Here is an 11,929-nt window from a genome sequence, read left to right on the forward strand (position 1 = left end):
GTCAGATCTCCCGATAAACGAATTTGATGTACAGCCGGGCCAGCACGATGGTCAGGATCAGCATGAGGATCGCCTGCGCCGACGCGACGCCCTGATCGAACACCCGAAACCCGATGCGCTGGATGTACACGCTGACCAGTTCGGTTGCCGCGCCCGGCCCGCCGCGGGTCATGGTGAACACGGTGTCGAACATCTTGAGGATGTCAGCGGTGCGCAGAATCAGAATCACCGTCGCGCTGGGCAGCAGGAAGGGCAGCTGCACGTAGCGCACGATCTGCCAGCGGCTGCGGGTTTCCAGGCGCGCAGCCTCTTCAATCTCATTAGGCACCATGGTCAGCCCCGCCAGCAGCACCAGCGCGCAGAAGGGCGTCCATTGCCAGATGTCCATCAGCGCCACGGCAATGAACGCGTTGGTGGTGTCGCCCAGCCATTCGACCGGCCCGGCATTGACCAGTGAGAGCAGGGCGTTGGCCACCCCGAAATCGCGGTTGAAGATCAGCCGGCCAATCAGCCCGGCTACGGCGGGCGCGGTGGCCAGCGGGATGACCAGGCTCATGCGTGCCAGCAGTTTGAAACCGGAAAGGCCAGGCTTGTGCAGCATCAGCGCGATGATCAGCCCCAGCGCCAGCTGGATCGGCACCACGGTGATGAGAAACAGCCCGGTTCGCCCCAGCGCGGCCCAGAACGACGCGTCGTTGAGCACATTGAGGTAGTTGTCGAAGCCGATGAAAGGCGTGGCGTCTTTTGGCCGGGCCAGGTTGTACTGGCGGAACGAGTTCACCAGCGCGAACACCGTCGGAAAGATGCCGATCAGCGCCAGGGCAACGGTCGCCGGGGCGAGAAAGGCGAAGGCCGCGCGGGTGTTGTTCCACAGGGTCGGGAAGGGTGGTTTTTCTTGTTGGTCATGGGAAGTCTCGAGGGTACGGACATCTCGCGGCGTTTTGCTGATTCACCGTGGGAATCGGCAGCAGCCGCCCCACGGTGGATGTTCAGCCCGTCACTTCAGCAATTTGACCTTGCCGTCGTAATACCCGGCCTTCTTCAGGATCTCCTCCATCCTGCTGCCGATTGCCTTGGCACCGTCTTCCACGCTGGTTTTGCCAAGCATGATCGCCGTGCCGTTTTCGCCGACCACTTCGGAAATTTCCGGCCATTGCGGGAAGCGCGGGCGGTAGTCAGGCACGCCGCCTTCCCACGAGGTCACCATCGGCTGCACGAACGGGTATTTCTTCTGCACGTCGGCGTCCTTGTACACCGACATCCGCCCGCTCACGCCACCGGCGTCCAGGTACGGCCGGGCCATCGCTTCGGAGGTGACCCACTGAATAAACAGCCATGCAGCGGCCTTCTGCTTGTCGTCGGACTTGGCGTTGACGCCCAGCGAGAACCCGCCAAGCGCCGGCTTCAGACCGGCCGGGCCCTTGGGCTCGGTGGCCACGGCCAGGCACTGGGTGATTTTTGATTTTGTCGGGTCGGCGAGAGTGCCGTAGAACGCCGACCATTCGGTGATCATCGCCACTTTGCCCTGGGCAAGGGCGTTGACCGCTTCGTTGTGGTCGTAATCGACGATACCCGGCGGCATGTATTTCATCAGGTCCTGACGAAATTGCAGGCCTTGCTGGGACGCCTTGGAATTGAGATTGGATTTGAATTTATCGTCCAGCAGTGAGCCACCGAACGGCCAGAGGAAGCGCATGAAGCTGTCCGCCGATTGGGTTTCACCGCGCCGCGATTGCAGGGCGTAGGCGTAGCGGTCTTTGGTCTTGTCGGTGAGCTTGGGCGCGTAATCCTTGAGCAGCTCGTCCCACGTGGCCGGCGGTTTGTCGAAGCCGGCGTCCTTGAGCATGCACTTGTTGTAGAACAGCAGGCCGGAGTAGTTATCGAAGGGCAGGCCGTAGGTCTGTTTGTCCCAACTGCCGAAGGACTCCAGCAGGATCGGGAAGAACCCCTCCAGCTTGAGGTCCGGGTCGGCGAGCTTGGCGTCCTGGGTGAACGTGGTGACCGGTTCAAGCCAGCCGTTGCCGGCGAACTCGCCGATCCACACCACGTCCGTCAGCACAACGTCGAGCTGCTCGCCGGAGGTGAAACTCAGCACCTCGCGTTCGCGGCTATTCTCGTAGGGGACGGTTTCGTAGCTGACCTTGATGCCGGTTTTCTTTTCGAACTCCGGCAGCAGTTTGATGGCGGCGGCGTAACCGGGACGGTCGAGGAAAATCGCCTTGATTTCGGTGCCCTTGTACGGCGCGGCGGCCTCTTCCAGTGTCCAGGCCTGTGCGGCGCCGGAACCCAGCGCAATCGACAGGGCGAGGGCATTCCAAACCAGCTTCTTCATTTACGTGACCTCATTATTGTTGTGGGTGAGGGTTACGCGGGGACAGGTGTTAACGGTGCATATAGGTGGATCTACGGGGCAGTCAATCCGGTTCGGGCGAGTTCCTTGACATTTGTAATTTACGAATTACAAATGATCGTAGGACAAAATGCATTGCTGTCAAATCAGCGCGCCGTTGCCATGAAAAATGCCCAAACAACAATAATTCAGGGGATACGATTTTGACTGAGCTCAGTTTGAGTGGCGTCGAGAAGGCCTATGGCGAGATCAAGGTCTTGCACGACATCCACCTGAGTATCGAGAGCCGCGAGTTCGTGGTGTTCGTCGGGCCTTCGGGGTGCGGCAAGTCAACCTTGCTGCGCTGTATCGCGGGCCTGGAGAGCATCACGCAGGGTCAGATTCGCATCGGCGCTCGCGATGTGACCTACCTGGAGCCGGCCGATCGCGGCGTGGCCATGGTCTTCCAGTCCTACGCGCTGTACCCGCACATGTCGGTCTACGACAACATCGCCTTCGGGCTGAAAATGCAGAAAACCCCCAAGGACCAGATCGAAGCCAAGGTGCGCAACGCCGCGCGCATCCTGCAGCTCGAACCGCTGCTCGACCGCAAGCCCAAGGCATTGTCGGGTGGCCAGCGTCAGCGCGTCGCCATCGGCCGGGCGATCGTCCATGAGCCGGAAGTCTTTCTGTTCGACGAACCCCTTTCCAATCTGGACGCCTCCCTGCGGGTGCAGATGCGTATCGAGATCGCCAAGCTGCACGCTGACCTCCAGGCGACCATGGTCTACGTCACCCATGACCAGGTCGAAGCCATGACCCTGGCCGACAAAATCGTCGTGCTCAACAAGGGTTGCATCGAACAGGTGGGCTCGCCGCTGGAGCTTTATCACCATCCGCGCAACCGCTTTGTCGCGGGCTTTATCGGCTCGCCGCAGATGAGTTTTCTACCCGTCACGGCGGCGGCCATCAGTGCCGAAGGCGTTCAGGTCAGCCTGCCGGGTGGCGAGCTGTTGTGGGTTCCGGTGACGGCCGAGCACGTTAAAGCGGGCGACCCATTGACCTTGGGCCTGCGCCCCGAGCATTTGTCGGATCGAGGCGAGGGCGATGCGCAGATTCCGGTTAAAACCCTGGTCGTCGAGCATTTGGGCGGGGAGACGTTTACCCACGCACAGACGGACGAGGGCCATGATCTGATGGTCAAAGGCGAGGGCATGTCGGCGGTCAAGGCGGGGCAATTGCTGCGCGTCGGTGTGCAGGGCCACCGTTGCCATCTGTTCGATGAGCAGGGTCAGGCGCTGGCGCACCGGCAGCATTACACCGAGGCGAACGTGAGTGGCGGGCAGGTTCCGGCGTCGGCGATTCAGGCGGGGTAATATGCCTGAGCTTCGATCAAGGCGCCTTGGGACGCCCGTTCCAGAGGCTTTGCGCCGATTTTTCATTCAAGAGAAAAGTGTCAGCGCCGATACAGCCCCAGGCTCGATCCGTTTTCGGGCCGGATGTTTATCTCAAGGAGCTGTAAATGCGCATTACCCACCTTCTGGCGTTGGTCGGCACCGTACTGCTGACCGGCTGTTCGTCCATGATGAAACCTGCCGACAACCAGGTTATCGAAGCCAGTCCCCAGGACAGCGCACAGGTTGTTTTCATGCGCAGCGCGTTCATGGCCAAGGCCATCGATGCCTCCGTGTATGACGTGACCGGCGGCAAGACCCAGTTCATCGGCATTCTGGCCAACGGCACCAAGGTCGCCTACCCGACGACGCCGGGCCACCACACCTTCATGGTGGTCTCCGAAGCGGCGGACTTCATGGAAGCCGACCTCGCCCCGGGCAAGACCTACTATTCGATGGTCATCCCGCGCATGGGCATGTGGAAAGCGCGCTTCTCGCCATGGCCGGTCGCCCGCGATCCGAAGGCTGAATACAGCTCTCAGTCCAGCGACTTCAAGGACTGGATCGCCGACACCAAGTTGATGACCAACTCGCCGAAATCCCTGAGCTGGTTCGAGAGCAACAAAACCTCGGTCGAGTCCAAGCGGGTTGAGTACTGGCCGGTCTGGCAGAAGAAAAGCCCGGCGGACGTTGAACTGCGCACGTTGCACGCTGCTGATGGCCTCTGATCGCGGAGCCGCCTGCTAAAGCGGCTCGCACTCGCAATCAGCCTTCACTGCACCCCGAACAGCGCCGTCCAGTAAATGCCGGCGTCGCTTTTCGGGTCGGTGGCGTATGCAGCGCCGAGGTCATGAAACTGCGGGTTCATGAGGTTGGCGCAATGGCCGGGGCTGGCCAGCCAGCCTTCGACCACCTTGCGCGCGTTGTCCTGCCCGGCGGCGATGTTCTCGCCGATTTGCTGGCCGATGTACCCGGCCAGTTCCGCACGATCCCCGGCGTCCCGCCGTTGCGACCCTTGTGATCAAAATAATTGTTGTTGGCCATGGAGCGCGAATGGCTTTCGGCTGCGCTCATCAGGGTGTCGTTCCACACCAGCGGGGCAGCAGCGGAAAACGACTGAGCGCCGCATTGCTGAGGCTGCCTGCGCGCTTCATTGATCAGGCCCAGCAGTTTCTGTCCCTCGGCCTGCGCATTGCCCAGTCCGCCTGCCAGCAGTGGACGCGCCAGTACGATGCGCCAGTCACGTTCGTTGCGGCTGACGCCGATGTCGACGAACTGCGGATTGAGCACCACCTGACAAAAACTTTCCTGAATCGCCGCCATGGCCGCTTGCGCATCGCGCGGGCCCGAGAGGGTGATCGCCTGAACGCTGACCATCGGATACGACGCCCGGGCGAGCATGGGTTGCAGATCGACCGTGCCGCTGGCGGGCAGGTTCAGGCGCGGGTCGCTGTTCAGCGGCGGCAGCTCGTTCGACGCCACATTGGCGCAAGGCTGGGCCTGGCTGCGGTATGAATTGATTGACTGGATCAGCTGCGCTTCTTCGCTGGCCACGGCTGTCCCTGCCATCAGCAATGCCAGGGGCACAACGGCGAGACACCGGATGAATGATCTGAAACCCATGGAAAATCTCCCTCGAACTGACGCGCCCACGGTGCGCGATTTTACCTTTCGCGAATAGTCTGAGCCGCACAAACCGTGGAGGTTGCAGCGATCAGCAAGGATTTTGCAATAGCCGGCGCGAAAACCAGGTGAATCGGTCAGTGACGAGCGCTTTTGATCGGCGGCCAGCCGACGCGCTGTATCCATTTCAGCCGGCGCAGACCCTGATGAGTGCCGCGTGACCGGGCCGGCAGGTATGATGCAGCGCTCTACAGGTTACCGCTCTGTACGCTACCGCCATCGCCCGGATTCAGGATCACAATGCCCAGCCCCACGTTTACTGTCATGCGCCTCGACGCCACACCACCGGAATCGATCAAGAGCCAGATCATGCAGATGGTGATCGACTACGTCACCGAGCTCAGCATGGTCGCCATCGCCCCGAGCAATCCGCTGTACCCGCTGTATCAATACGGCGTCGGTCACGAAGTGCATCAGTACGTGCAGGCGATGGACGGTTCCCGCGGGATTGCGGTGGAACTGATCGTGGCGCTGGATGCCGAAGACCCTTCGATCGTCATCGGCTTTTTGCTCTATCTGCCGGTCCAACAGGACCCGCAGGCGTGCGCTGTGGCGTACATGGCGGTGCAGACGGCGCGCCGTCGTCAGGGCGTGGCGCGGGCCATGCTGGAGAAAATGACCGAACGCTACCCCCATGCCGAGCTGGCGTGCTTCGTCGCCAGGGTGCCGGTGTTCGAGGCGCTGGGCTTTCAGGTATTGGGTGCGCGCGGTCCACAGGTGCTGATGAACACCCGCGAGCAACAGACCGAGGGATTGTTGGCCGTGCTCGACATCGCGCCGATCTACAACTCGCTGGAGGTGCGGCAAATCCACAGCTATCTGTTGAAGCAGCACGGCAAGCGCGCGATGACCGATGCGGAAAAACAGCGTGATCGGCACATCGACCAGTTGACCCGCCAGGCGCGCCTGTTCGTGAACGGATTATTGGGCGAGTCGGGGGCGGACGCCTTTATCGGTCCACGGCTGGTTTAACACACGCTTCAGCGAACGGCCTCATTGAGGTCGATCCCGCGCGGGTCCTTGCTCCACATTTCCAGCAGGAAATCCCGCTCGGCGTGATGCAGCGTGCGTTCCATGGCCAGATGCCGCGCCAGGACCTGATGCACTTCGTGGCCTTCCATCGGGCAGCCTTCAATCGGGTGCAGCCAGTGGCAGGCGAGCACCGCGCCATCGGGGGTCAGGCTTTCGCGAATGCGTTCGATGATTTCCCCAAAAGCATCCGGTGTCAGGTAATAGGCCCATTCGCTGATGACCACCAGATCGAATTCCCCCGCCGGCCAGTCCTGGGGCAGACAGCCTTCCAGCACCTGAACATGGCCGTGCCCGATCAAGCGGTCGCGGGCCAGGGTGACGGCCCGGGGGCTGAGGTCCATGCACAGCAGCGCGTCGCAGCGTTCGGCCAGGCGCAGGCTCAATTCGCCATTGGCACAGCCCGGCTCAAAGATGCGTCCATAGCGCTGGCGGGGCAGGGCGGCGAGGGTCAGGTCGCGTTTGCGGTGTTCGTACCAGCGCGTGCGGAAGGCCCACGGGTCGTCGCTGTTGGCGAACAATGCGTCGAAATACTCACCGGAAACGCTCACAGAAACACCAGTTCGAAGGGTTGCAGCAGACGCTCCAGCGTCTGGGGTTCAGCACCGCGGGCGCGCCGGTGCTCGGGTCGTTTTCCAGCTGACTCAAGTGAGCACCGATGGCTTCGCGCTTGCGCCGCAATTGCTCATCACTGAGCCAGAATTTGCGGGCCTGTTCCCAGGGGATGCGTGGATCGTTCGGCTCCGCCCAATGCCAGGCCCATACCGGAATTTCTACCAGCGTGGCGCCGGTGTTGGCGACCGCCTGAGCCGCGCAATGACCAACGGCTTCGTGGTCACAGTGGCCGTCGTGGCGCCAGGTGGTCAGCAATACGTCCGAGGGACGCAGGTCTTCGCTGAGCAGGGCAATCAACGACTCGGCATGCTCGGCCACCTGGCCGTCGCCCATGCCGAGGCGTTGCCAGGACAACCTCGACACGTCCAGTCCGAGGTGCGCGACGGCCTGCTCGCTTTCCCGCCGACGCTCGGTGCGCAGGCGCTGCACGGGCCACAGCGGTGATTGCGGGTGGCTGCCTTCTCCGTCGGTGACGGCAACCAGCTGCACATCGTTCTGCCGCCGGGCCATCGCCGCGAGCAGGCCGCCGCAGGTCAGAATCTCATCATCGGGGTGCGGCGCGAGCACGATCAGGCGCGCGCCCGGTGGGACAAGTTCTTCCAGGGTGATGGTGCGTACGCCGCGTAACGCCACGCTGTTTTGCCAGGCGCTCAACGGTGTCCCGCTGACGCCGAATGGGTGTGCTTCGTTCATAGTGACCAATCCTCGGTTTCGCCCGTAGCGACGCGCTGGCCCAGATGCGCCAGGTCACGTTCGGCGTGGCTTTGTCGGATAAACACCTGCAGGTCGGCAGCCAGGCGGGCAAAGTGCGGATCGCGGCAGAACGGCGTGGCACCCAGCGCCCGGCCGACATGCCGGCACACTTGTTCGACCGCCATTTCGACCTGCGCCCGCAGGCGCTGCACCGGCAGGCTCGCGTCCTTGTGCGGATGCGCGTCGATCCATTCGGCGCATTCGCGCAAGGCCGCCGCCGCACCACACAGCGCTGCATCGACGCTGCCCAGATGAGCGTCGGCGTGGGGCTCGGGCCGTCCATTGTGTCGGTGCGCGCGCAAGGTCTTCGCCAGCGCCACTGCCGCGCCGTACCAGGCAGCAGCGATGCCGGCGCCGCCTTGCCAGAACCCTGGCCGGGTCAGATAGTCGCCGTTATCGCCCACGCAAATGCCGACTGCGACGTCGAAGTGCACGTCGCCGCTGGCGGTCCCGGCCATGCCCACGGCCTGCCAGGTCTCGCTGCTGAAGCGCACGCCTGGCTGCTTCAAATCGACGGCCACCAGTTGCGGCGCCTCGTCGCTGGCCCAGGCGGTGAGCAGTGCGTAATCCAGCTGTTGGGCGCCGGAGCACCAGGCTTTTCGGCCATTGAGGCGCACTTTGTTGCCGTGTCGTTGACTGACGCCGACTTTGGCGTCAGGCGGCTCCGCGGCCCACACGCCCCAGATACCGGGTGCTTCGAAAGGCGCGGCATTGAGTTCATTAGCTCTCAATTCATGAAGAATGGCGAGGGCGTCGGTATGGCCTTCGTAGAGCTTGAGCAGCGCCAGATCGACGCCCGCCACCGTCGCCAATTGGCGCCAGCGTTCGAGGGTGTGACCGCCGCCCGGCAACGGCAGTTGGTCGAGGCCGCTGTTGAGGCAGCGCAGCATGGCATCACGCAGTGGAGCGGCCGATACCTGGGGATTGTCACGCTGGGCGAAATCCGCCAAAAGTGATTCAAGTCCTTGTGCATCGTCCCGCATGGCTGACCGCCTCCGTCCCGTTGACGCCGACGCGAGGTGCGCGGGCTTTGGCATGGCCCGCTTGCGTGGCCTGCTGATGGCATTCGGCAGCGCCAGCGGGGCGGGGTTCAAACATTTCGTCTGCCTGACCGGTCGGATGATTTCCACAGAGAAAATCTGCCAGCCCGGTGCTCGACGGTAAACGCCCGGGTGCGCGGTTTTGTCGCAGTGGGCGTTTCTCGACCCATGGGCGTCAAGGGGTGCAGCGCCATCGAGCGGTGTCGGCAAAATGAGCTCGTAACCCATTCAGCTCGGTTTTGCGCGACACTGTGGGGCACCTGTTTTTTCGCTTCGTCCCTTGCTGCTGCAGTGCGACTGCCAATAACGCCTGCGCTACTGCAAGGTGGACGAAAAAGGGTTGGCGTGGGCGCCAGCCGCTGCTTTCGAGAGTTCGCCAGATGAATGAGTTTCTGACCCGCCGTCAGGTGGTCACCGGCATGGGCCTGTTGGGGTTGGGCCTGCTGGCCGGCTGTGACGGTTCGACCACTGCGCTGGATTTCAAGTACGGCAAAGATCTGAGCAACAAGATCATGGGCCGCACCTTCAAGCTGACCGACACCGACGGTGAGGTCAAAACCCTGTCGAGTTATCGCGGCTTGATGCCGATGGTGTTTTTCGGCTTCACCCAATGCCCGGCGGTGTGCCCCACGGCACTGGCCCGCGCTGCGCAGATCAAAAAGCTGATGGGCGAAGACGGCAAGACGCTGCAGGTGATCTTCATCACCGTTGATCCCGAGCGCGACACGCCCCAGGTCCTCGACGCCTACGTCAAACAGTTCGATCCGACCTTCGTCGCCCTGCGCGGCACGCTGGAACAAACCGTTCACGTGGCCAAGGAATTCGGCGTGTTCTACGAGAAGGTCCCTGCGGGAAACACCTACACCATGTCCCACACCGCCACCAGCTTCGTTTTCGACTCCCGGGGTAACCTGCGCCTGGGGTTGTCGCCTTCGCTTTCCGCCAAGCAATGTGCGGAAGATTTGCTCACTGTCATGGAAGTCTGCTGATGAATGCTCTGTTGAATGCTGTTTCGCGCTCATTCGTTTCACGTGCCGTTGCAGTTGCGCTTCTGGCTGGGGTCAGCCTCACTGCTGCCGCGCAGACGCGGGTCGAGGATCCGTGGGTGCGTGCGACGGTGGCTGGTCAGCCGTCATCGGGGGCTTTCATGCGTATCACCGCTGACACCGACAGTACGCTGCTCAGCGTGAGCTCGCCGGTGGCCAAAGACGTGCAGATCCACGAAATGAGCATGACCAACGACGTCATGCGCATGGGCCCGGTCGACGCTGTACCGCTGCCGGCTGGCAAGACCGTGGCGCTGGACCCGGATGGCTACCACGTGATGCTCATGGGCCTGAACGGCCAGATCAAAGAGGGCGATCGGGTGCCACTGACCCTGACCGTGAAGAATGCCAAGGGCGAGACCGAAGTCGTGAACGTCACCGCCCCGGCGCGCGGAGCGATGGACATGGGTCATGATCATGGGATGACGCATTAAGCAGGACCCCCGACGTGTAGGACCGGCTTCAGCCGGGAACGCGCAAGGTGCCATACCGCAAAAATGAGGGTGCCCACACCGACGTCTTCCCGGCTAAACCCAGTTCTACAAATGCACCGCATATCCGTTGTAGGACCGGCTTCAGCCGGGAAAGCGGCAGGTGCCACGCCGCAGAATTGATGGTGCTCAAACCGACATCTTCCCGGCTAAAGCCGGCTCCACAAATCCAATGCGGTTTTCTGTGGGACAAGCTCAATCCCCAAACGCCCCCAGCAGCAACACCACGTTCAGCACGATGATCAGCACCGCGATGCCCCAGGCCAGGGTCGTCAAGATTGGGCCGGTCACGAAATCCCCATCAGCTTGCGGTCCGACACGAAGCGCACCAACGGCACAATGGCGAAGGGCAGTTGCATCGACAGGATGACCTGGCTCAGCACCAGCAATTTCGCGGTGCCCTGAGCGCCATAAATGCTGGTCACCACAATCACCGGGATGATCGCCAGACCCCGGGTCAAAAGGCGGCGGATCCAGCCCGGCAGGCGCAGACGCAGAAAACCTTCCATGACGATCTGCCCGGCCAGGGTTGCCGTGACCGTGGAATTGATCCCCGACGCCAGCAATGCCACACCGAACAGCATCGACGCCACGCCCACCCCCAGCATCGGCGAAAGCAAATGGTAGGCCTGCTCGATTTCCACTACATCGGTCTTGCCGGCCTTGTGAAACACCGTGGCCGCGGTGATCAGAATCGCCGCGTTGACGAACAGCGCCAGGGTCAGCGCGATGGTGCTGTCGGTCACCGCCCAGCGCAGGCCGATGCGCCGGCCTTCATCCGTGCGCGGGTAGGCGCGGGTCTGCACGATGGACGAATGCAGGTACAAGTTGTGCGGCATCACCGTTGCACCGATGATGCCGATCGCCAGGTACAGCGCCTCGGGGTTGGTGACCACCTCGGCCTTGGGAATGAAGCCGGCAAACAGCTCCGCCAGATCAGGCTGCGCCAGCACCATCTGAATCGCGAAGCAGCCAAAGATGACCAGCAGCAGCGCGATGACAAACGCCTCCAGCGCCCGAAACCCGCGGCCCATGAGCAGAAAGATTAGGAACACATCGACGGCCGAGATCACCGCGCCCCAGATCAGCGGAATGCCGAACAGCAGGTTCAGCGCAATGGCGGTGCCGATCACCTCGGCCAGGTCGCAGGCGATGATGGCGATCTCGCAGGCCATCCACAGCGCGATGCACACCGGCCGGCTGCAGCGCTCGCGGCAGGCCCGCGCCAGATCCCAGCCGGTAACGATGCCCAGCCGAGCCGAGAGTGCCTGGAGCACGATGGCCATCAGGTTCGACAACAGGATCACGGACAGCAGCAGGTAGCCAAATTTCGAACCGCCGGCGATGTCGGTGGCCCAGTTGCCCGGGTCCATGTAACCCACGGCGACCATGTAGCCGGGGCCGGTGAACGCGAGCAGCCGCTTGAACCAGTTGCCGGTCTTGGGCATGGCGACACTGGCGCTGGGCATGCCCCCGCCGAGTGTGTCGTCGCCAGGGCTGGCAGGGTGATCGATGGGCGGCATCAAGGCATTCCGGCGTTAAGGGCAAA

At 62.5% G+C, this 11,929-nt stretch carries 10 protein-coding genes and 2 pseudogenes; 5 read left to right on the plus strand and 7 right to left on the minus strand.

From position 1 onward, the window contains the following. Window position 1: 1 nt before the first annotated feature. A complete protein-coding gene (locus JN403_RS14895) occupies window positions 2–781 on the minus strand; it encodes a sugar ABC transporter permease (protein WP_205482989.1) in 780 nt (259 codons plus the stop codon). Between the two features lie 216 nt (window positions 782–997). Continuing rightward, window positions 998–2,332 carry a sugar ABC transporter substrate-binding protein gene (locus JN403_RS14900; RefSeq protein WP_205482992.1) on the minus strand — a complete coding sequence of 445 codons (1,335 nt, stop codon included), beginning with the start codon at window positions 2,330–2,332 and terminating at the stop codon, window positions 998–1,000. 221 nt (window positions 2,333–2,553) lie between these two features. On the opposite strand from JN403_RS14900, the gene ugpC reads away from it, so the two are divergent. Then, window positions 2,554–3,705 carry a sn-glycerol-3-phosphate ABC transporter ATP-binding protein UgpC gene (gene ugpC, locus JN403_RS14905; protein ID WP_205482994.1) on the plus strand — a complete coding sequence of 384 codons (1,152 nt, stop codon included), beginning with the start codon at window positions 2,554–2,556 and terminating at the stop codon, window positions 3,703–3,705. Between the two features lie 146 nt (window positions 3,706–3,851). Next, window positions 3,852–4,451 carry a hypothetical protein gene (locus tag JN403_RS14910; protein ID WP_205482995.1) on the plus strand — a complete coding sequence of 200 codons (600 nt, stop codon included), beginning with the start codon at window positions 3,852–3,854 and terminating at the stop codon, window positions 4,449–4,451. 44 nt (window positions 4,452–4,495) lie between these two features. Here JN403_RS14910 and JN403_RS14915 read toward each other — a convergent pair. After that, window positions 4,496–5,346, minus strand: a pseudogene (locus JN403_RS14915) (CAP domain-containing protein). A gap of 300 nt (window positions 5,347–5,646) precedes the next feature. On the opposite strand from JN403_RS14915, the gene JN403_RS14920 reads away from it, so the two are divergent. Continuing rightward, entirely contained in the window at window positions 5,647–6,378 is a 732-nt protein-coding gene (locus JN403_RS14920) for a GNAT family N-acetyltransferase (protein ID WP_205482996.1), read from the plus strand. Between the two features lie 8 nt (window positions 6,379–6,386). Here JN403_RS14920 and JN403_RS14925 read toward each other — a convergent pair whose 3' ends face one another. From JN403_RS14925 to JN403_RS14935, 3 genes are read right to left on the minus strand one after another with little or no spacing between them, the layout of a single operon-like run. Continuing rightward, window positions 6,387–6,986: a class I SAM-dependent methyltransferase gene (locus tag JN403_RS14925; RefSeq protein ID WP_205482997.1), complete on the minus strand. Its 600-nt coding sequence runs from the start codon at window positions 6,984–6,986 to the stop codon at window positions 6,387–6,389. After that, a complete protein-coding gene (locus tag JN403_RS14930; protein WP_345945817.1) occupies window positions 6,970–7,743 on the minus strand; it encodes a PIG-L family deacetylase in 774 nt (257 codons plus the stop codon). The genes JN403_RS14925 and JN403_RS14930 overlap by 17 nt, the downstream gene beginning before the upstream one ends. Next, window positions 7,740–8,786, minus strand: coding sequence for an acyl-CoA dehydrogenase family protein (locus JN403_RS14935; protein WP_240356585.1), 1,047 nt, complete (start codon window positions 8,784–8,786; stop codon window positions 7,740–7,742). Before JN403_RS14935 ends, JN403_RS14930 begins: the two co-directional genes overlap by 4 nt. A gap of 437 nt (window positions 8,787–9,223) precedes the next feature. Here JN403_RS14935 and JN403_RS14940 point away from each other — a divergent pair, with 437 nt between their 5' ends. Next, window positions 9,224–9,832, plus strand: a complete 609-nt coding sequence (locus JN403_RS14940; protein ID WP_122534611.1) for an SCO family protein — start codon at window positions 9,224–9,226, stop codon at window positions 9,830–9,832. Next, the gene (locus tag JN403_RS14945) at window positions 9,832–10,323 is read left to right on the plus strand and encodes a copper chaperone PCu(A)C (RefSeq protein WP_205482998.1); all 492 of its coding nucleotides are present in this window, start codon (window positions 9,832–9,834) and stop codon (window positions 10,321–10,323) included. Before JN403_RS14940 ends, JN403_RS14945 begins: the two co-directional genes overlap by 1 nt. 252 nt (window positions 10,324–10,575) lie before the next feature. On the opposite strand, the pseudogene JN403_RS14950 reads toward JN403_RS14945, so the two are convergent. Further along, window positions 10,576–11,849, minus strand: a pseudogene (locus JN403_RS14950) (Nramp family divalent metal transporter). Window positions 11,850–11,929: the final 80 nt, after the last annotated feature.

The organism is Pseudomonas sp. 15A4 (assembly GCF_016925575.1).
In the GTDB taxonomy this organism is placed as follows: Bacteria; Pseudomonadota; Gammaproteobacteria; order Pseudomonadales; family Pseudomonadaceae; genus Aquipseudomonas.